The sequence below is a fragment of the Pseudomonas sp. NFACC24-1 genome (assembly GCF_900115235.1).
In the GTDB taxonomy this organism is placed as follows: Bacteria; Pseudomonadota; Gammaproteobacteria; order Pseudomonadales; family Pseudomonadaceae; genus Aquipseudomonas; species Aquipseudomonas fluorescens_AA.
On record NZ_FOVS01000029.1, the window covers coordinates 46,551 to 67,173 of the forward strand.

Annotated in this window: 17 protein-coding genes; 8 read left to right on the forward strand and 9 right to left on the reverse strand. The window is 60.7% G+C overall.

Translation table 11 applies throughout. The features are described 5' to 3' along the window. Window positions 1–17: 17 nt before the first annotated feature. Window positions 18–2,567: a Tc toxin subunit A gene (locus tag BM317_RS23030; RefSeq protein ID WP_092476409.1), complete on the reverse strand. Its 2,550-nt coding sequence runs from the start codon at window positions 2,565–2,567 to the stop codon at window positions 18–20. 224 nt (window positions 2,568–2,791) lie between these two features. Here BM317_RS23030 and BM317_RS23035 point away from each other — a divergent pair, with 224 nt between their 5' ends. Both BM317_RS23035 and BM317_RS23040 read left to right on the forward strand, forming a co-directional pair. Then, window positions 2,792–3,037: a FitA-like ribbon-helix-helix domain-containing protein gene (locus BM317_RS23035; RefSeq protein WP_092173759.1), complete on the forward strand. Its 246-nt coding sequence runs from the start codon at window positions 2,792–2,794 to the stop codon at window positions 3,035–3,037. Continuing rightward, on the forward strand, window positions 3,034–3,453 hold the full coding sequence (locus BM317_RS23040) for a type II toxin-antitoxin system VapC family toxin (RefSeq protein WP_092476411.1): 420 nt from the start codon (window positions 3,034–3,036) through the stop codon (window positions 3,451–3,453). Before BM317_RS23035 ends, BM317_RS23040 begins: the two co-directional genes overlap by 4 nt. Window positions 3,454–3,506: 53 nt before the next feature. On the opposite strand, the gene BM317_RS23045 is transcribed toward BM317_RS23040, so the two are convergent. Continuing rightward, entirely contained in the window at window positions 3,507–5,426 is a 1,920-nt protein-coding gene (locus BM317_RS23045; protein ID WP_092173751.1) for a HAMP domain-containing methyl-accepting chemotaxis protein, read from the reverse strand. Between the two features lie 212 nt (window positions 5,427–5,638). Here BM317_RS23045 and BM317_RS23050 point away from each other — a divergent pair, with 212 nt between their 5' ends. Together BM317_RS23050 and BM317_RS23055 are read left to right on the forward strand one after the other, a co-directional pair. Next, entirely contained in the window at window positions 5,639–6,310 is a 672-nt protein-coding gene (locus BM317_RS23050; protein ID WP_092476426.1) for a lipopolysaccharide core heptose(II)-phosphate phosphatase PmrG, read from the forward strand. Between the two features lie 24 nt (window positions 6,311–6,334). Continuing rightward, complete coding sequence (locus tag BM317_RS23055; protein ID WP_092173748.1) at window positions 6,335–7,195, forward strand: phosphatase PAP2 family protein; 861 nt, start codon at window positions 6,335–6,337, stop codon at window positions 7,193–7,195. Between the two features lie 97 nt (window positions 7,196–7,292). Here the strand turns inward: BM317_RS23055 and katG are convergent, their stop codons facing one another. Beyond that, on the reverse strand, window positions 7,293–9,557 hold the full coding sequence (gene katG, locus BM317_RS23060) for a catalase/peroxidase HPI (protein ID WP_092476413.1): 2,265 nt from the start codon (window positions 9,555–9,557) through the stop codon (window positions 7,293–7,295). A gap of 359 nt (window positions 9,558–9,916) precedes the next feature. On the opposite strand from katG, the gene BM317_RS23065 reads away from it, so the two are divergent. Continuing rightward, a complete protein-coding gene (locus BM317_RS23065; RefSeq protein WP_092476414.1) occupies window positions 9,917–10,507 on the forward strand; it encodes a hypothetical protein in 591 nt (196 codons plus the stop codon). Window positions 10,508–10,557: 50 nt separating this feature from the next. On the opposite strand, the gene BM317_RS23070 is transcribed toward BM317_RS23065, so the two are convergent. From BM317_RS23070 to BM317_RS23095, 6 genes are read right to left on the reverse strand one after another with little or no spacing between them, the layout of a single operon-like run. Then, window positions 10,558–12,072 carry an ABC transporter substrate-binding protein gene (locus BM317_RS23070; protein WP_092173737.1) on the reverse strand — a complete coding sequence of 505 codons (1,515 nt, stop codon included), beginning with the start codon at window positions 12,070–12,072 and terminating at the stop codon, window positions 10,558–10,560. A gap of 28 nt (window positions 12,073–12,100) precedes the next feature. Continuing rightward, complete coding sequence (locus BM317_RS23075) at window positions 12,101–13,072, reverse strand: ABC transporter ATP-binding protein (RefSeq protein ID WP_092173732.1); 972 nt, start codon at window positions 13,070–13,072, stop codon at window positions 12,101–12,103. After that, window positions 13,069–14,055 (reverse strand): ABC transporter ATP-binding protein, encoded by a 987-nt coding sequence (locus BM317_RS23080; RefSeq protein ID WP_092476416.1) that lies wholly within the window; start codon window positions 14,053–14,055, stop codon window positions 13,069–13,071. Before BM317_RS23080 ends, BM317_RS23075 begins: the two co-directional genes overlap by 4 nt. After that, complete coding sequence (locus tag BM317_RS23085) at window positions 14,052–14,909, reverse strand: ABC transporter permease (RefSeq protein ID WP_092173723.1); 858 nt, start codon at window positions 14,907–14,909, stop codon at window positions 14,052–14,054. The genes BM317_RS23080 and BM317_RS23085 overlap by 4 nt, the downstream gene beginning before the upstream one ends. Further along, complete coding sequence (locus BM317_RS23090) at window positions 14,906–15,853, reverse strand: ABC transporter permease (protein WP_092476418.1); 948 nt, start codon at window positions 15,851–15,853, stop codon at window positions 14,906–14,908. Before BM317_RS23090 ends, BM317_RS23085 begins: the two co-directional genes overlap by 4 nt. A 3-nt stretch (window positions 15,854–15,856) precedes the next feature. Then, the gene (locus BM317_RS23095; RefSeq protein WP_092476420.1) at window positions 15,857–16,744 is read right to left on the reverse strand and encodes a proline iminopeptidase-family hydrolase; all 888 of its coding nucleotides are present in this window, start codon (window positions 16,742–16,744) and stop codon (window positions 15,857–15,859) included. Between the two features lie 165 nt (window positions 16,745–16,909). On the opposite strand from BM317_RS23095, the gene BM317_RS23100 reads away from it, so the two are divergent. The 3 genes from BM317_RS23100 (at window position 16,910) to BM317_RS23110 (ending at window position 20,602) form a co-directional block, all read left to right on the forward strand. After that, window positions 16,910–17,671: a LuxR family transcriptional regulator gene (locus tag BM317_RS23100; RefSeq protein ID WP_092173711.1), complete on the forward strand. Its 762-nt coding sequence runs from the start codon at window positions 16,910–16,912 to the stop codon at window positions 17,669–17,671. A gap of 90 nt (window positions 17,672–17,761) precedes the next feature. Further along, entirely contained in the window at window positions 17,762–18,661 is a 900-nt protein-coding gene (locus BM317_RS23105; RefSeq protein ID WP_092173708.1) for a proline iminopeptidase-family hydrolase, read from the forward strand. Between the two features lie 234 nt (window positions 18,662–18,895). Continuing rightward, window positions 18,896–20,602: a ShlB/FhaC/HecB family hemolysin secretion/activation protein gene (locus tag BM317_RS23110; RefSeq protein ID WP_092476422.1), complete on the forward strand. Its 1,707-nt coding sequence runs from the start codon at window positions 18,896–18,898 to the stop codon at window positions 20,600–20,602. Window positions 20,603–20,623 lie beyond the last annotated feature (21 nt).

Below are 20,623 nucleotides of genomic sequence, written 5' to 3' on the forward strand. Positions count from 1 at the left end.
ATATTGAAGTAGGGTGGTCAATGGCGGGCCGCGATCAGCGCTTCGCCGACGGTTTTCCAATCCGAAACAGGGCTGTGGGTATTCAGTGCGGTTGCCTTGAGCAGTTGCTCTGCCGACAACCCTGTGCTGACGCAGCACGCCTGGCAGCGGATGACCCAGTCCAGCGCTTCCATTGACGTCGCGCGTCGTGGTTCCAATTGCGCCGTGAGGCGTTGCACTTCTTCGCTGTTCCAGTTCAGGAGGCCGGCCAGCAGGCTGTTGGCTTCTTTTTCCGCCTGTTGGTCGTCCTGGTTGGCGACGTGCAGGTAGTGCAGCAGGTTTTCTTCGGACTGCGCCTGGTGACGGGCGCAATGACTGAAACGCTCGAGCAGATACAGCGTCTGCGGCGTGAGGGCTCTGGAAGCGTTCGAGGCCAGCCATGTCGGGTTTTCCATCAAGGCGTTCAGCGTGCTGCTGCTCAGGTGCAGGTGTTGGCAAGCCTCGGCGGTACGAAGTACCTTTGCCAGCGCCTGCGGCATGATGCCCGGGGCAGCCTTGATGGCCGCGACAAGCGCCTCGGCATCGGTACCGGCCATTTGCATCACCTGGGGAACGAGCTCGCTGGAAAGGTCGGCCATGTCATGCAGGAGGGTTTCAACCAGGTGCTGAGGGACGTGCTCGGTGTCCTCTCGAAGTCTCGCCAGGCGTTGTTCCTGGTTCTGGTTCAGTGGCAAGCCCGCTTCTGGTTCAGCGAACAGACGACACCACTGCAGCACATCGAGCCCGTTTTGCCTGAGCCAGTCGACGGCCCAATCCAAGGCCATCAGCACGTCGAGAATGTCGGGTGCCGAGGATGCCGGGGGAGACAGTCGCCCGGTCACCAGCGCCTTGCCGTAATCGTCCCCTCCCAGTAGCCGGGCCAGCTCGGTGCACTCCAGCGGCGATAGGCCCAGCATCCGGGCGATGCGGGCCTGGCGGTAGAGGGATGAAACCGTAGGCAGGTCGTGTTCCAGTCCCGGCAGGTATTGCTCGCTTCGTTGCGCAAGCAGCAGCAACGCGTCCTGGGTCATGGGCAATCCGAGGCCGGCACTCAAGTAGCTGAAGGTTTGCTGGTCGGTGACGGCCAGTGGCTTCTTGGGGTATTGCCACACGGGGTTTTCAAGCAAGCGAGTGCGATTGAACACCTGATCGAACAACGGGACTCGTTCCCCGCAGGCTTCAACCGGCATGTCGTGCAGCAAAGAAGCAAACTCTTCAGGTGCGATGCCATGACGTTGGTTCAGGTACCGGTAGACGCCAAGGGTGCGCAACGTGTTGGCGCTGAGTGTGTCGCTTCCCTCGGATCGCAGGGCGTTGATGATCAGTGTGTCCAGTTCGGCCACGGGGATACCGGTCCAGCGATGCAGGCGGATCATGCGCTGGAGACGATCGAAACGTTCATCGGAATAGTGCAGGAAGACGCGCGACGCCCCTTGGGTTTCGATGCGCAGGGCGTCCGCCCGCTCCGACCCGTTGATATAGCTGGCGCCATAAACGCTCTGCGTGGCGTCCGGGCTGTTGATCGAGCTGCGAGGGCTGTAGCGGCCTTGCGCCAGGAGTTGTTCCACCTGGTCCGTCGTCAGCCCGGTGCGTTCCTGGAAAAAATCGAGCTGACCCAGGCGTGTGATGTCCTGGGTGCCATAGCTTTTCTTCAGCGCGTCAGGCCTGGCGCTTGAAGCGCTTGGCGCGAGCAGCAGGTTCTGTTGTTCCGGGCTGAGACCGGACAACAGCTTTTGGGCATCGACATGAGACGTCGTGACGCGCCCGTACGCCGAAGGGCCTCGTGAAAATGGCAATTGCAGGCTGATCCGATAGTTCAGCTCGCCCAGCGCGGGTTTGCCTGCGCCCAAGCCAAGCAGACATTGGTGGTGATGCAGGTCATAGGGCAGCGAGAAGGGGTAGTGTTCGCTGGCCAGCACCTGCTGGACGGTCTCGTCCCTGCCGGTACTGGCCAGGTGCGCCGCGATGTTGCTGCGCAGGGTGTCGTTGATGATGTCGAGCATCGGGCGCGTGGCGAAGGCGCTCTGTCGATCGAGCATCAGCTTGCCGAGGTCCGGGCGCCGCTCCTCCAGGGTGATCCTGGCCGCTTGTGCAGGGGCTGGTAGCTGCTCCAATTGCCGGGCGAACAGGTACAGGGCGCGCAGATACGCCACCGGTGAGTCGATGGCGGCGATGTCGCCTTCGTCACAGAACTGATCCCAGTTTTCTTCGAAGAGTGCCTGATAACCGGCGGACGCTGACGTTGAATCCGAATCCAGGCTGTGCCGGAAACTTGGCTGGGTGTCCTTCTTGGGGGATACGCGGTGCTCCTGATACAGGCGGCTGATTTGTCCGGCATAACTCACAGCGCTGTCGTACACCCGTCCTGCATCCACGTCGCTGTGTTGGGCGAGTTCGAGGGTGAACTGCGTTTTGTCCATGCGCACGATGTCGAACACCGACGTCACACCCATGCGCTGCAGAGCTGTTCTGAATTTGGTTTTTGCAGTGTACTTGCCGGCAGGGAAGGCGACGAGCCTGTGTAGCAGCGAGTCGTTGCTAACGTCCATGTGGGGTCTATCTCCTGTTCGAACGGAATGTGCGTTTCGGGAGAAAACCGTACAGGAGCGCGCAAAAAAAAACGGTAGGACGTCAGGGGAAGATGTGTACGAAAGGGCGATGCGTGGGGCGGTTTTTAATTACGGTGGCCCCGGGGGCGGGTGAGTGGCCGCTGGACAAGTTGAGCGCTTTAAACTAGCTTGCAATCAATGATTTCATTGATTGCAGGTGTTTTATGGCCAGCCTCACTATTCGAAACCTGGACGATCAGATAAAGGAACAACTGCGTATCGCGGCAGCCCATAACGGCCACTCCATGGAGGAAGAGGCCCGGCTGATTTTAGGGCGTGCCTTGGCAAGAGTGAGCCCTGAAGGTGGATTGGGGAGTCGTATCCGAAACAGATTCAGTGCCCTGGGCGGTGTGGAGCTGGATCTGCCTGCGCGTGACGAAAGGGCCAATGCGGCGGATTTATCTGAATGATAGTGCTCGATACCAACGTGATTTCAGAGTTCATGCGTGCAGAGCCGAACGCCAGTGTCCTGGCCTGGGTTGATTTGCAGCCTGCAATGGAACTGGTCATTTGCGCTGTCACCGTGGCGGAAATTCTTCATGGTGTCGCCCGGCTGCCTTCCGGCAAGCGCAAGCAAAAGCTTGAAGCCCATGCAATGGCAATGTTCGAAGAGGATTTTGCTGGCAGGATCCTGCCTTTCGATGCCCATGCGGCGGTTGAGTACGCGACCCTCGTTGCGTCATGCGAGGCGAAGGGGAGGACGGCCGGCATGGCTGATGCACAGATTGCCGCTATTTGCCGTACTCATGGGGCGCTGATTGCAACTCGCAATACCCGAGACTTTGAGTGCTCAGGGGTTGAAGTCATCAACCCCTGGAACACTTGAAGGGGCTTCATCCATAACGCCCGTATCCCATCGGAACCGGGCGTTGTCCATGATCAAACCCTGAAGTGGCTCACCATCATCTGCAATTGACTACCCAGCCGCGCCAGTTCCACGCTGGAAGCGGCGGTTTCTTCGCTGGCGGCGGCGGTCTGTTCGGAGACGTCGCGCACGTTGATGATGCTGCGGCTGATCTCCTCGGCCACGGCGCTTTGCTGCTCGGCAGCGGCGGCGATCTGCTGGTTCATCGACTGGATGTTCGACACCGTGCGGGTGATGTTTCCCAGGGACTCCCCAGCCTTGCGTGTCAGGGCCACGCTGCTGTCGGTGAGGCTGCGGCTGTTGTTCATCACGGCGGCCACTTGCTGGGTACCGTTCTGCAGGCCGGCCACCAGGCCTTCGATTTCCTCGGTGGATTTCTGTGTGCGCTGGGCCAGGCCACGGACTTCGTCGGCCACCACGGCGAAACCACGCCCGGCTTCACCGGCGCGGGCCGCTTCGATGGCGGCGTTGAGGGCCAACAGGTTGGTCTGCTCGGCCACGGCCTTGATCACGTCCATGACGCTGCCGATCTTGTCGCTTTCCTGTTGCAGCACAGTCATGGCGTCGGTGGAACGCACCACCTCGCTGGCCAGGCGTTCGATCTGGGCGATGGCTTCGCTGACCACCTGGTCGCCGGCGCGGGCCTCGCCATCCGCGGCGGCGGCTGCCTGGGAGGCCTCTTCGGCGTTGCGCGCGACCTCCTGGACCGTGGCGGTCATCTCGTGCATGGCAGTGGCGACCTGGTCGGTCTCGACTTTCTGGCTGTTGACCCCGGCGCTGGTCTGCTCGGTCACGGCGGACAATTCTTCGGCGGCGCTGGCGATCTGGGTCACGCCATCGCGGATGCCGCTGATCAGGTCGCGCAGGGTCACGCCCATGCGTGCGATGCCTTGTTGCAGCACGCCCAGTTCGTCACGGCGGGTGACGATGACATTCTGCGACAGGTCGCCACTGGCAATGCGTTCGACCACGGCCAGGGTTTCGCGCAGCGGGCCGGTGATCTGGCGCGTGATGATCACGGCGGCAATGACGCCCATCAGCAACGCCAGCAAGGTGCTGATCAGTTGCAGGGTGCGGGCCTCGGCGCTTTCAGCGTCGCGGCGGTCGAGTTGGATCTGGTACAGCTGCTCGCTCAAGGCCACGATGGTCGCGCCCTGGTCGGTCATTTCCTTGCGGGCCTGGACCACATCGGCGGTGGCCAGCTTGAAGGCCTGCACGGCGCTGCGGTACTGGGTCAGGGCGTTTTCCAGCTGGCGCAGTTCATCCTGGCGGCTGCTGGAGAAATGTTCATTCAAGGGCTTGAGCGACGCGATGGCGGCGTCCAGTTGGGCGATGGCCTTGCGTTCGGTGTCGGCGTTGCTGTTGGCGGTGTAGCCGCGCACTTCATAGCGGGCCAGCATGAAGGCCTGTTTGGCCTCGGTGATGGCCTGGAACTGGGTGAAACGTTCATCGCTGAGGGCCATTTGCCGCACGTCGGCGTCGAGGTCCTCGATCAGTTTGTAGGCGACGTCGGCGTTCGCGCCCATGACATCGCGGGCGCTGTTCCCGGCGCGATAGGCGCTGCGCATTTTGTTCAGGGACACCTGATAGGCACCGATGACCGCGCTCTGCTCCTTGAGCAGCTTGACGTTTGCCGGGCTCTTGAAACTGCTGAGCAGGGCGTTTTGTTGTGCCACGAAACCATCGAGGGTGGTCTGCACATTTTGTGCGGCGGTTTCGTCGCCATTGGTCAGCATGTATTGCAGGCGGCTGACGCGCAGTTTGGTCAGGCTGGCGTTGAGCTGAGTGATGTCGCTCATCCAGTTGCTGCGCTGGATCAGACCGCCCAGGCTGGTCCAACTGGTCAGGGCCAGCAGGCAGGTCAGGACCAGCACCAGGCCGAAGCCCAGGCCCAATTTCATGTTGACGCTAATGTTGCCAAACCAGCTATTCATCAAATTCCTCCAGGAACGTTGTGCTGCTTGATCATCGATTGGCTGGAAGATTGTTGTTTTTAAGAGCCAGCAAGAGCATGTAGCAGGGCTGTATCGGCGGGGGGGCCTGGATCTGAAGCTTTTTTTCACATCGGTTTCACTGCCTGCCTACGTCGGCCTCTCTACTGTCGCGCCTTCGAATGACTGGGTGGATGCCGTCGGGGCGGCTTGATGTGGAACTGAGACTGAGCCTTTTCGGCCTGACGCGCTCGATCGATACGCGCTGGTTTGCCCGTTACCAAAATACCCTGGTCGTGCTGGCTTCGGCGCTGCTGGTGATCCCGTTGACCTTCTGGCTGCTGAGCCCGGCAGCGGTGCCGGACCTGGCCCATGGCAATATCGCCGGTGCCCGTGGCTTGGCCGATGGCTGGGCCAAGGGCGAGATGATCGTGCTGGTGCGCCATGTCGAGCGCTGCGACCACTCCAAGGCCGCGTGCCTGAATGACCGCGAGGGCATCACGGACCGCGCCCGTGCCGTTGCGGTGGGCCTCGGTGCCCGGTTCGAGCAACTGGGCCTGGACAACGTCGACCTCTACAACAGCCCGCTGGTGCGTGCGGCCCAGACGGCGGGGTACATGTTCAACAAGGTGGGCACCGGTGACGATTGGCTGATCAATTGCCGGCATGACCTGCTGCGTAATGCCCTGGCCCACAAGGTGGTGGGGCGCAACCTGATTCTGGTCACCCATAGCGAATGCATGCAGGCCATGGAAACCGCGCTCCAGCGCCCGACTTCGGCGTTCGGCTATGGCGCTTCGCTGTTCGTTTCCACCGCCCAGCCCCAAGCGCCACGCTTGCTTGGGTTTATCGAGGCCTCTGACTGGCACTCGGTGGCGTTTCAGTAACTTTTCCCACGATTAGGACCGCTCATGCTGACGTCTGCTCGCGCCCGTTTCTACGGCCTCAACCTCGGAGTTCCTCTGGTCTGTGCCGCTGTGGTGTTCCTGCTGTTCGACCTGACCCGCATCGACATCGCCATCAGCGATCTTTTCTACGATCCGCTGCATCAGGTCTTTCCGTTAGAGCACGTGCGGCTGTTCGAGCAAATCACCCACAAGTGGGCGAGGGTCATCCCGAACTGGACCGGCGAGGCGGCCATAGTAGGGGCGTTGTTGGCGTTTTTCTGGCCGATCTTCAAACCGGAAAAACACCCTGGGCTGCTTCGCCTGCTGGATAAGACCCGACTGAGCAAGCCACTGCGTTTTGCCCACAAGCACCGTCGCGACTTTCTCTACGTGGTCTTCGCCTTTTCCCTCAGCACCGGGGTGATCCATTACCTCAAGGGCCACACCAGCGTGTACTGCCCAGTGGAAACCACCCAGTACGCCGGCAAGATCGAGCACAAGGAATGGTTCCAGAATTTCGACCTGCTGAACGTCGCCGGTGACGGTCGTTGCTGGCCCGGCGGCCATGCGTCCGGCGGCTTCACGATGCTGGCGCTGTATTTCGTCGCCCGCCGCTATCGCTGGCGTCATTCGAAAGCCTTGATGTATGGGGCGCTGGCCCTGGGGTTTGTCTACGGCACGACCCGGGTCCTGCAGGGGTGGCACTACATGTCCCACACGTTCTGGGCGGGGATTTTCGTCTGGTTGAGTTGTTGGCTGATGGCGTTGCTGTTTTATGGGCGAGCGGCCTTGGAGCAGCCTGCGTTGGGCAACGCGCTTCGTCAGCCTGAACGCCAGGCAAAAAAAAGCCCGCTGGGAGCGCGGGCTAAAACCTTAGTTTCTTGAATGAGCGAGGGGACTTTACCCAATCACAGGCAGGCGTGGGGTGAAGAAAAGTTCATGAGGTCGCTTCCCTGCACGACCTCATGGGTTTGGACGCCTCTCACCGCAGATCGAACCGATCCAGGTTCATCACCTTGACCCACGCCGCGATGAAGTCCTTGACGAACTGCTCCTGGGCATCCGGGCTGGCATAGACTTCGGCCAGGGCCCGCAGCTGCGCGTTGGAGCCGAAGACCAGGTCAACGCGAGTGCCGGTCCATTTGACCTGGCCGGTCTTGCGGTCGCGAGCTTCGAAGGTTTCCTGGGTGTCGGAAAGGGCTTTCCATTCCACGCCCATGTCGAGCAGGTTGACGAAAAAGTCGTTGCTCAACGTCCCTGGCCGTTGGGTAAAGACACCGTGGGCAGTGTGGCCGACGTTGGTATCCAGCACTCGCAGGCCGCCAATCAGTGCCGTCATTTGCGGGGCAGTGAGGGTCAGCAGTTGTGCCTTGTCGATCAGCAGCGCCTCGGCGGACACGCGGTACCGGCCCTTGAGGTAGTTGCGGAAACCATCGGCAATGGGTTCGAGAAAACCGAACGACTCGACGTCGGTCTGCTCCTGGCTCGCGTCCATGCGTCCTGGCGTGAAGGGTACCGTCACGCTGAGCCCGGCATTTTTCGCGGCCTGTTCAATACCGGCGCTGCCGGCCAGCACGATCAGGTCCGCCAGGGAGATTTTCTTGCCGTCGGCTTGGGCGGCGTTGAACTCGCTCCGAACCCTTTCCAGGGTCGCCAGCACTTGGGCCAGTTGTTCTGGCTGGTTGGCTGGCCAATCCTTCTGCGGGGCCAGGCGCAGGCGGCCACCGTTGGCACCGCCGCGTTTGTCGGAACCACGGAAGGTGGAAGCCGCGGCCCACGCCGTGGACACCAGTTGTGAAACCGTGAGGCCCGAGGCCAGCAGCTTGGCTTTGAGGGTGGCGATGTCGCTGTCGTTGACCAGCGGATGGTCGACCGCCGGGATAGGGTCCTGCCACAACAGTTCTTCGTTGGGCAGTTCCGGGCCGAGGTAGCGTGAGAGCGGGCCCATGTCGCGGTGGATCAGCTTGAACCAGGCACGGGCAAAGGCGTCGGACAACTGCTCCGGGTTTTCCAGGAAACGCCGGGAGATTTTTTCGTAGATCGGGTCGAAGCGCAGGGCCAGGTCGGTGGTCAGCATCGTTGGATTACGCCGTTTGGCCGGGTCATGGGCATCGGGGATGATGCCCGCGCCGGCGCCGTTTTTCGGTGTCCATTGATGCGCGCCTGCCGGGCTCTTGGTCAGTTCCCATTCGAAGCCGAACAGGTTTTCCAGGTAATTGTTGCTCCAGCGAGTGGGCGTGGTGGTCCAGGTGACTTCCAGGCCACTGGTGATGGTATCGGGCCCCTTGCCGGTGCCGAAGGTGCTCTTCCAGCCCAGGCCTTGCAGCTCCAGGCCAGCGGCTTCGGGCTCGGCGCCGACATTGTCCGCAGGCCCGGCGCCGTGGGTCTTGCCGAAGGCGTGGCCGCCGGCAATCAGTGCCACGGTTTCTTCGTCGTCCATCGCCATGCGGGCGAAGGTTTCGCGAATATCCAGCCCGGCGGCGACCGGGTCCGGCTGGCCCTCGGGGCCTTCCGGGTTGACGTAGATCAGCCCCATCTGCACGGCGGCCAGTGGGTTCTCCAGGTTACGTCCTTCGTCAGTGCGGCTTTCTTCGTTGCCAGGTTCGGCCACCAATTGGCCTTCGCCGGGATCCTGCATGGCGGCTTTGTCGGGCTTGCCGTAGCGAACATCGCCCCCCAGCCATTTGTTTTCGGAACCCCAGTAGACGTCTTCATCCGGTTCCCAGACATCGGCGCGACCACCGGAAAAGCCGAAGGTCTTGAAGCCCATGGACTCCAGCGCGACGTTGCCGGTAAGGACGATCAGGTCGGCCCAGGAGATGTTGCGACCATACTTCTGCTTGATCGGCCACAGCAGCCGACGCGCCTTGTCGAGGCTGACGTTGTCGGGCCAACTGTTGAGCGGTGCAAACCGCTGCTGGCCGGAACCCGCCCCACCGCGCCCATCACCGGTGCGGTAGGTGCCTGCACTGTGCCAGGCCATGCGGACAAAGAGCGGCCCATAGTGGCCGAAGTCCGCCGGCCACCAGTCTTGCGAGTCGGTCATCAGCGCATTCAGGTCTTGTTTCAAGGCCTGGAAGTCCAGGCGCTTGAACGCTTCGGCATAGTTGAAGTCCTCGCCCATTGGGTCGGACAGCGAGGAGTGCTGGTGCAGGATCTTCAGATTCAGTTGGTTCGGCCACCAGTCGCGGTTCGTCGTGCCACCGCCAGCGGCGTGATTGAACGGGCATTTCGATTCGTTTGCCATGAGAAGCTACCTTTGGTCGTATTCATCCAGCTATCCAGCCCGGCGGGCTTCGAATAGCGACAGGCGAAATAAATGACACAGGGCGCAGGGCTCACAGTTCGCTCAACTGATCATGTTTGGCTACGCGGCAACATCTAATTGCCAGTACGGTGGCCCACGGCAAGCCCAGTACGTTTCTGAACGCTTCGTATCTCTTGTCAGGTTTCACGGGCCGGATTGCACCAGCCTGAATTCAGGCTAGTCCTCCTTTGGCAGATAGCTAATAGGCGCAGTATTAACGGTCGATAGGGACAATCTTTTATCGGCGCCCGAGGGGGAGGCAGATGATATGAACGGCGCCTGCCGTGACGGACCCCATCATGAACAAATGCCCGCGCAGCACGGCCTTCCACGAAGCGGGTCATGCCCTGGCCTTTTGGTGGAATGGCCTACCGATAAAGCGCATCACCGTGCGTACCAAGGTCGAAGCCTGGGCGGGGCCGCTGTTCGACCTGCACGGCAACCCGCAATACGCAGAAGGGTTGGTCGAAGCCGACTACCTTGTTTCGCGCCCGGCCTTCGACGCGCCGGGGATCGCTGAATACCTGCCCTCGATGATCGATGCCATCGAGCGTGACCTGCTCCATTGCTTCGCCGGGCCTGTGGCCGAAGCGGTCTACCGGCACCGCAGGTCCGACCGGCTGTTCAGGGGCAGCGGCCGGGGTGACCTGGACCGGGGGCAGGAGCTGATCAGCCTGCTGCCACCGCGCAAGCTGCTCGACGCCCAAGCCCAGGCCATCGCTCGTTGCAGTTGCCTGGTGCACCGTTACTGGCCGGCGGTCAGCGCCGTGGCGGGCTTTCTGCAAGACCATGGCACGGTTGAAGGGAACGCCGTCACAGCGCTGCTGTGTGAGGTGACCGGGGAGCGGCCGATGTTGCTCGGCCATCAAGTGGCAAGCCTCGATTCGTGATCAAGGCGTTGCCACGGACCCTATCCGACTCGGATGAAAGCCACTACTCGCTAGCGCTTCACTGTTTCCTCAAGAGAGAAGCGTCCCAGTGGGTTTTGTTGGAAGTGCTCGATGTTCTTGCGCGAAATATTGATGTACGGGCTGTAGTAGAGATCGATCCAGTTGACGTCCTGCTTGGCGATTGCCTGAAGGTCGGTATACATCTGCTTGCGCTTGGTCGGGTCCACTTCTACCCGCGCGGCCGCGACCAGATCCTTGACCTTGTCGTTCTTGTAGCGGGTCATGTAATTCATGTTGGTGTCATGTCCCAGCACGAAGGTGGTCTTCTGGTCCGGGTCGAGGATGTCGTTGGTCCAGTACATCACGGACAGATCGTAGTCGCCGTCGATCAGCATCTGCCAACTCTGGGTTGGGTCGACTTTCTGCAAGGTGGCTGTCACGCCGACTGCTGCGAGCTGTTGCTGGACCAGCACGGCGATCTGCTCGTCAGCTTCATTGCCCGCATTGACCACATAGTTGAGCTTCAGGCCTGAGGCGCCTGCATCGGCCAGCATTTTTTTGGCTTTTTCCGGGTCGTACGGGCGCTGCAGATTATCGGCATTGTGATAAAGCGCTCCTTTAGGAATGTAGGAATAAGCCACCTGGCCATGGCCGAAGGTCACGGTATCGACCAGGGATTTTTTGTTGATCGCAAGGTCCAGGGCCTGACGTACTTCTGGCTTGCCCAGCAGGCCGTGCTCATGGTTGATCAGCAGATGATCCTCACGGGTGGAGGGATCCATGTGTACGATCAGGTTGGGATCTTTCTTCAGGGTTTCGACGCGGGAGAAGGGCACGAAGATCGCCGAATCCAGTTCACCGGCCTGTACCTTCAACATCCGCGTATTGTCATCCGGGATGGAGATCCATTCCACGCCATCCAGGCTCACCTTGTCGGCCTGCCAGAAGTGGGGGTTCTTCTCCAGCACCACGCGATCACCGCGTAGCCACTCCTTGACGATAAAGGCGCCAGAAGCAACGGGGTCCTGGGCATAGGCTTCTTCACCCATTTTCTCCATGGCCTTTTGCGACAGGATGGAGACGTTGGGCAACGCCAACTGCGCGAGGAAGGGCACTGAAGGGCTCGTGAGTGTCACCACCAGTGTCTGCGGGTCGGTTGCCTGGGCCTTGTCGATAATCTTGTAGGAGTCGCTCCACAGCGACCCTTTGTTGTCGCGGATGCGCAACAGACTGAACGCTGCATCGCTGGCGGTAATCGCTGAGCCGTCGGAGAACTTGGCCGAACGTAGCTTGAAGGTATAGGTCATGCCATCGTCGGAAACCTGCCAGCTTTCGGCCAACCCCGGTACCAGCTTGGTGCCGGTGTTGTCGACGCGCACCAATACGTCGTAGACATTGGAGAACACCCAGTTATCACGGTTCTGCGCGCTTTTGATCGGGTCGAACGTCGTACTTTCTTCACGGCAACCGATGGTCAGCACGCCTGCTGCCTGGGCGACACCGGCCGCCAGTGTGCAAACGGTCAACGTCGCGGCGGTCAGCAACTTCAAGTGTTTCGATCGCATGGTCAAACTCCCTATTGATGAATGTTTTTTAGAGCAATGGCTCTCCGAGCACACAGCTATAACGATGTCCATTGATGTCATGGCTGGGGGGCGGCGTTTTCGCGCAGATGGGTTGTGCATACCGGCAGCGCGGGTGAAAAACGCAGCCGGATGGAAGGTTCAGGGGGCTGGGTGGCTCGCCAGGCAGGGGGGCGCTCAGCAACGGTCGAGTCGGGTCGATGTGTGGAATGGACTGGATCAGCGCGACGGTATAAGGATGCCGCGGGCTGCTGAACACGGCTTCCGTGGGGCCTTGCTCGACGATCTCGCCGAGGTACATCACGGCGACCCGATCACAGAGCCGCCGAACGATCGCCAGGTCGTGGGCAATGAACAGAATCGCCAGGTTCATGCGCTGTCGCAGCTCCAGCAGCAGGTTGATGATCTGTCCCTGGATGGAAACGTCCAGCGCGGCCACGCATTCATCGGCGATGATCAACCGTGGCTCGATGGCCAGTGCCCGAGCGATCCCCACACGTTGGCATTGACCGCCACTCAACGAGCCCGGTTTGCGGTGGGCCAGCTCCGGTCGCAGGCCGACCAGGTTCAGCAGTTCATCGACCCGCTGGCGAATCAGCGATGCAGGAATCGCACAGCGCACTCGCAGCACTTCAGCCAGGGTGTCGCCAATGCTCATCCGTGGATTGAGGGCGGTATAAGGATCCTGGAAAATCATCGCGGTTTCGTGGCGCAGTCGCTCGATGTCGATCCGCTTGCCTTGAGCCATATCCACGCCATCGAACAGGATCTGTCCGGCGCTGACCTCAGTGAGGCGCAAGATGGCCCGACCCAGGGTGCTCTTGCCGCTGCCCGACTCCCCCACCAACCCAAGCACCTCTCCGGCGGCCAGACTCAGCGACACGCCGTTGACGGCGCTCACCCATTGCCTGTTGATTCCGAACGGACCACTGCCGGGGGCGGCGAAGCGCACCTGCAGATCTTTCACGTGCAACAGGGTCATGACGAAGCTCCCACAGGCAGCGGGTAATGGCAGGCGACTCGGTGTGCTTCTGTCGTGACTTGCATCTGTGGCAACAGCCGCGTGCACTGGCTGCCCTGTTGAAGGCAGCGAGGATTGAAGCGGCAACCGGTGGGCAGCGCATTCAGCAGAGGCGGCTGGCCGACGATGGTTTTGAGCATGGCATGGCCGGCGCTGGTAGCCGGTTGGCAGTCGATCAGGGCCGCCGTATAGGGATGTCGTGGGTGAGCCAGCAGATCAAGCTTGTTGCCGTGTTCGCAGAGCCGGCCGGCGTACATCACCGCGATGGAATCACAGGTCTGGGCGACGATCCCCAGGTCGTGGGTGATCATGATGATGGACAGCCCACGTTGGTCGCGCAAATCCAGGAGCAGGCGCAGGATCTGTGCCTGTACCGTGACATCCAGGGCGGTGGTCGGCTCATCGGCGATCAGCACCTGGGGGTTGCAACCCAATGCCACGGCGATCATGGCGCGTTGACGCATGCCACCGGAAAACTCATGGGGATAACTGTCGACCCGCGTTAGCGGATCGGGAATGCCCACCTGGCGTAACACATCAATGGCCTTCGCCCGTGCTTCACGCTTGGACGCCCCCTGATGCAGGCGTATGCCCTCGCCGATCTGTTCGCCAATACGCATCAACGGGTCAAGATGACTACCGGGATTCTGAAAAATCATCCCTAGCCGCCGACCCCGTATGCCTCGCATGTCGGCTTCATCCAGTGTCAGCAGCTCCTTGCCGGCAAGGCGCACGGCCTTGCCCTGGACCCGCAGGTTTGCAGAGGGCAGCAAGCGCATCAAGGCCCGGCAGGCCATCGTCTTGCCTGAACCGCTTTCACCCACCAGACCGAGGATTTCGCCTTCGGCCAAGTCAAATGACACGCGATCCACCAGCGTGACTTCGCCCTCACCGTGGCCGGCGATCACGCTGAGGTCCTCGACGTGCAACACCGGTGTGCTCATGGGCGTTCTCCGAGGTGCTCGGCGACACCGTCGGCCAGCAGGCTGAAGCCCATGGCCAAGGTGACGATCGCCAGTCCCGGGAAGGTGCAGATCCACCAGGCGTTGGTGATGAAACTCTGGCCCTCGGCGACCATCGTGCCCCACTCGGCGGTGGGTGGCTGGACCCCCAGGCCGAGATAGCTGACCGCCGCCCCATTGAGCAGTACCAGCACCGCGTCGGACATGGAAAACACGATCGAACCGAACATGGCATTGGGCAACAGGTGCCGAAACAGAATGCGTCCATGGCCGAAGCCCAGGCTTTTGGCCGCCAAGGCGAAATCGCTTTGCTTGAGCACCAGGATCTGCGAACGGATCAGCCGTGCATAGGACACCCAGCCCACCAGGGCCATCGCAATATAAAAGCTGCCCAGGCCGGGGCCGAGGATGGCCATGATTGCCAACATCAGCACCAGGAAGGGGAAGGCCAGGATAATATCGATCAGGCGCATGCAGATCGTGTCGAAGCGGCCACCGATATAGCCGGCCAAGGCGCCGACGCAAGTGCCGATCAAGAACGGGAAAACCACTCCGATCACGGAAATCTGCAAGTCAATGCGCGCACCCCAGATCACTCGGGAAAGAACGTCGCGGCCGAAATTGTCCGTGCCGAACGGATGGGCCAGGCTCGGCCCCAGCAGGCGAATATCGGTGTTCTGGGCAATCGGATCGAAGGGCGCGACCCAGGGGGCCAAGAGGGCGAGCAACAGCCAGCCAAACAGAATCGCCAGGCCTAGCACGGTGGCCAGGCGACCGTTGCGCAGGCCGAAACGCAGCGCAAGACGCCAGGTGGGACTGAGGGTCTGGCCGCTCATCGCATGTTCACCCGCGGATCAATCATCACGGTCAGCACATCGGCGAGGAAATTGACCGTGACGGTGGCGAGGGCCAGCACCATGGCCACGCCTTGGACCACCATGTAGTCGCGGGTAAAGATGCCGCGTACCAGCAATTGACCGATGCCGGGAATGGCAAACAGACTTTCGATGACCACCGTGCCGCTGATCAACCAGCCGATGTTTACCGCCAGCAGGTTGACCGCCGGTACCAGGGAGTTGGGCAGCACATGCCGGCGAAATATCTCCCGCTCGGACAAGCCCCGGGCCCGTGCGGCGGTGGCATGGTCGGCTTGTAGCTCCATGAGCATGCTGGCGCGCAGGTTGCGCACCAGAACGGCGGAGAGTGCCAAGGCAATGGTCAGGCACGGCAAAACCATGTGATGCAGTTTGTCCCACCCTGTACGTCCATAGCCTGAGACCGGGAACAGTCCCAACTGCACACTGAGCAGCAGGATCAACATGATGCCTAGCCAGAACGCCGGCATGCCGAGCCCTGCCGTGGTGAACAGGCGAATCAGATGATCCTGCCACCCGCTCTTGTTGCGTGCCGCTACCGTGGCCAGTGGCACGGCAATCAGCAGCGCCAGCAGTACGCTGCCGAGTACCAGGAACAGGGTTGGCTCAATGCGGGTACTGATCAGCTTCAAGGCATCGACTTTGTAGAGCAGCGATTGGCCGAGATCGCCTTTGAGCAGGTTCTTGAGAAAGTAGAAGTACTGCATCCACAAGGGCTGGTCGAGACCGTACTGGGCACGAATCCTGATCAGCGCCTCCGGCGTGCTGCGCGAGCCCAGCAGCGCCCTGGCGGGGTCCCCGGGGATCGAGCGCACGAGCACAAAGGTGATCATGCTGATGCCAAACAGCACCGGCAACAGCTGTAGCGGGCGCGACAGTATGAAACGGTAGCGCGCCAGGTTCATGGGCTAGTTCCGATGGCGGTGCAGAAAGTCCAGCAGGACCGGGAAGTAGGCGTGGGGCTCTTCGTAGAACGGCATGTGGCTGCTGTTGGGGAACACATTCAGTTGTACATCCTTGAGCGCCATTTTCATGCGCATCGCACAGGCTGGCGTCAGTTCATCATGTTGACCGGTGGTGATCAGCACAGGCATTTCGAAGCCAGCCATCTGCTCGATGCGATTCCAGTCCTTGAGATTGCCGGTATAGAGAAATTCGTTGGGGCCCTGCATGGTCATGTAAGGCCCCATGTTCCAGTCGCCCAGGGAACGTGTCACCGGTGCTGGCCACTCGTCCAGGCGGCAGACATGGCGATAGTTGAGCAGGGTGATGGCCGCCTGGTATTGCGGATGATCCAGGGTGCCCAAGGCTTCATGGCGCTGCATCATCGCGACGGTCTCGCTGCCCAGGGCAGCCCGTAGACGCCCCAGCTCCAGGGACAGATGAGGAATATCGCCGACGGTATTTTCCAGGATCAGGGTTTTCAGCGATTGAGGGTGATGAATGGCGTACTCGATCGCCAGCCAGCCCCCCCAGGAGTGCCCCAGCAGGTGCACCTTGCCCAGGTCGAGGGCTTGGCGGACGGTCTCTACCTCCGCCACATAGCGGGTGATGTCCCACAGGGATTCGTCAGTAGGCCTGGCCGAGGCGCCGGTACCCAACTGATCGAAAGCGATGACCCGCAAGCCCTTTTCCTTGAGCCAGCCATGGCTGTCACGCAGATAATCGCAAGGCAATCCCGGGCCGCCATTGAGGCACAACAGCACGTCGTCGCCGTCGCCAAAGCCATAGGCCACCAGACGATGACCATCGACTTCCACGTCGTACCGCTGGTCTGGCTCGATCTCATGCCACATCATTGCTCTCCTGCTCAGGTGCGCCCGTTGGCTAAACCTTACCGAGGAAGCTACGCGCCCATAAGCTAGCAATTCTTATAGGTTTGATCTCTGGCATTCCCTCGCTCAGGCGTGGCATTCTACTTGCACGATTTCAGGATTGAAATTAATAAGGGAGCTGAATGGATGCAGGCCAAGCTGTCTGACTTCAATACCCGTCTTGTGTCTGGCAGGAGCCTGGACGAACAGATGGATAACACCCTGGGGATGGTCCAGGCGTTAGGCTTTGAAGCCTTGGTGTACGACTACAGTCCGGTGCCGCTGGATCATGATGGGGCACTGATCACCCCGACTGTGCTGAAGTTGCGCAATACCCCCCGTGATTGGCACTCGCTCTGGTGTGAAGAAGGTTATTACCAGATCGACCCCGTCCAGCATCTGGCAATCAATGCCATATCTCCTTTTGTCTGGTCCTATCGACCGGAGGCCGACACGGTGCTGCAGCCGTTCATCGGCCAGAGTCATGCACCGGTCGTGAGCTACCTGCAGGATTCGCGCATGACCTGTGGCGTGACGGTGCCGATGCATTTGCCCAAAGGTGGCTTTGCGACATTGACCGGGCTGCGCACCGATACGAAGGGGAGCACCCTGCAGGATGTCCGGCAAACGCTGGGCGACTTCAGCCTGATTTCCCATGCCCTGCAAGAGGCGGCTTTTCCGCTGCTCGGCAAGGAAGCCCGCGCATGCCCGGTTCGCCTGACCAAACGCGAGCGTGAGTGCTTGAGATTAGCCGCTGAAGGGTTGACGGCGGCGGACATCGCCAGGCAACTGAATCGTTCCTTGGCCACCATCACCCTCCACCTGACTTCTGCAATGCACAAGCTCGGCGCCAGGAATCGGGTCCAGGCCGTGGTCAGGGCGGTGCACTATCGGTTGCTCGATAGCTGAAATCGGGTAAAAACCTATCTGTTTCTCTAGTTATTCCGCCGTCCAGTCCCCGGTATCGTGTTCCACAGGATTTCTAGGGAGCGGCACGAAATGGATCTTCCTGTAACGCACGAAGGCTTTGCGCCTTTTGGTCCGTATCAGACCTGGTATCGCATCACTGGCGATTTCAGCAGTGGCCGTACGCCGCTGCTGATCCTGCATGGCGGCCCGGGCTGTACACACGATTATGTCGATGCCTTCAAGGATGTTGCCAACAGTGGCTATCCGGTGATTCATTACGACCAACTGGGCAATGGGCGTTCCACCCATCTTCCGGAAAAAGACCCCTCGTTCTGGAACGTGGCGCTCTTTCTCGATGAGTTGGAGAACCTGCTGGATCATCTGGGCATTCGCGACAATTACGCACTGTTGGGGCAATCCTGGGGCGGCATGTTGGCCAGCGAACATGCGGTGCTCCAGCCTGCGGGCTTGCGCGTGTTGATTGTCGCCAACTCCCCGGCGGACATGTCCACGTGGCTCCTTGAAGTCAATCGCTTGCGCCAGCTTCTACCCATAGAGGTGCAGCAAACACTGCTCAAGCACGAGCGGGCTGGAACCTTGACGTCTACCGAGTATTTTGAGGCCGCTCGGGTTTTCTACGACCGTCATGTCTGCCGTGTCACGCCCTGGCCCGATGAAGTCGCCCGTACCTTTGCCCAGATCGATGCCGATCCTACCGTTTATCACGCCATGAATGGCCCCACCGAATTCCATGTGATCGGCAGCATGAAGGACTGGTCCATCACCGATCGCTTGCCTCGGATCAGCGTGCCGACCCTGCTGATTTCAGGCCGATACGATGAAGCGACGCCGTTGGTGGTCAAACCCTATGTGGATCATGTTCCCGACATTCGCTGGGCGTTGTTCGAACACTCCAGCCATATGCCCCATATCGAGGAGCGGATGGCTTGCATGGGAACCGTGGTGAGTTTCCTGGATGAGTGTCTGTAGGCGTCTGCGCAATCCGAGCTGTCGTTTTGTGTTGTGTTTTTCGACGCGTCCTGTGAGACGCGTCTCTTTTTTGAATGGAAAATTCCCGCTCTCTTGAACCGAAAGCGATATGCAGGGTCTGGTGTGCGCGTGGTTTTGCGCATCAGCAACGTGAGTGTTTCATGGGGGTAAGCCGGCATTCGGCTCTTCGTCCGCTCACGAGCTTGCTGTCATTTCTGTATCGAGGGATCGAACATGTTCTCACCCGCCCTGTGGGCGAGGTCGTGCCTGGCTTTGCTGTGCCTGTCTCCGCTAACACTTGCTTATGCTGCGCCAACCCCCGGTGACACGGACCTGATTCGTGAGCGCCAGGACCGTCTGCTCGAAGAGCAGCGTCGGCGCCTGGAAGAACTCAAGGACCTGCCCGGCAAGGACGCGAAGCCGGCCCAGCCCACCGCACCAGTCGATACCCGTTGCTTCCCGATCAAGACCATCGAGCTCAAGGGCGCCGATGCGTTGTCCGAGGGCGAGCGTCAACGCCTGCTCAAACCTTTCCTCAACCAGTGCCTGGGCGTGCCGCAGCTTAACCAGTTGCTCAAGGTCATTACCGACCACTACCTGGAGAAGGGCCTGGTCACCAGTCGCGCCTATTTGCCGCAACAGGACCTGTCCAGCGGTCACCTGCAAGTGTTGGTGGTCGAGGGCCGCCTGGAAGGCCTGAAAGGTGCCGAGAACAGTCAGTTGTCGGATCGTGAGTTGGCGATGGCGTTTCCCGGCAAAACCGGCGATCTGCTCAACCTGCGGGAGATGGAGCAGATGGTCGATCAACTGAACCGTTTGCCGTCCAACCGTGCGCAAATGGCGCTGACCCCCGGGCAAAACATCGGTGGCAGCGAAGTGCGGGTCGACAACACCCCGCAGAAACCCTGGCGCGCCGGCCTGTCACGGCATAACGATGGGCAGAAAAGCACCGGCGAGCAGCAATGGGGTGCTTCCCTGGATTGGGACAGCCCCTTGGGCCTGGCTGACCAACTGGCCTTGCGCGGCGGCCACGATGCCGTCAGCGACCATCAGAAAACCTCACGCAATGGCATGCTCTATTACAACCTGCCGTTTGGCTGGTGGAACCTGAGCTACACCTACAGCCAGAGCGAGTACCGGGCGCTGGGCCAGGCCAACGGCTTCAATTTCAAGCAGAGTGGCGACAGCCAGAACCATCAGGTGCGCCTGGAGCGGGTGGTCCATCGCGATGCCGTGAGCAAGACCTCACTCAACACCGGCCTTTCGTACCTGCGTACAAACAACTTCATCGAAGACAGCAAGCTCGCCGAAAGCAGCAATCGCATCAGCGAGGCGCAGTTCGGTATCAACCATGGCCGGCGGATCGGCAATGCCTTCGTCAACCTCGACCTGGGCCTGCAACAAGGTATCGGTGCCCTCGATGCCCAGGGCGATCATGAGCCGGGGCCGGGGTTGCCGGATGCGCGCTACCGCAAATACACCGCGACCCTCAGCTATTTGCAGCCCTTCATGCTGGGGGGCGAGTCCTTCAGCTTCAGCAGCCTGATGACCGGCCAGCGCAGCGAGGACGTGCTGTTCAGCCCCCAGCGCATGAGCCTGGGCGGCCTGTCGTCGGTTCGCGGCTACAAGGACCAGACGCTGTCCGGCGACAGCGGCGGCTACTGGCGCAACGACCTGCGCTGGAGCCGCCCGGTGACCATGGAGTGGCTGCGCCCGGTGTTTGCCGAATATGGCACCAGCCTCGGTTATGACCAGGGCGTGATTCGCGGTAATCGCTACAACGGTAGCGAGCACGGGCGCATGTCGAGCAACTCGCTGGAGCTGTTCGCCCGCGGTGAGCACCTGAACGCCAGCGTCACCTTCGCCCATTCCCTGGAACGTCCGGATGCCCTGACCGAGCGCGAAGCGCCGATCTACTTCCGCTTGGATGTATCTATTTAACGCTGCTGTAACGAGACCTGA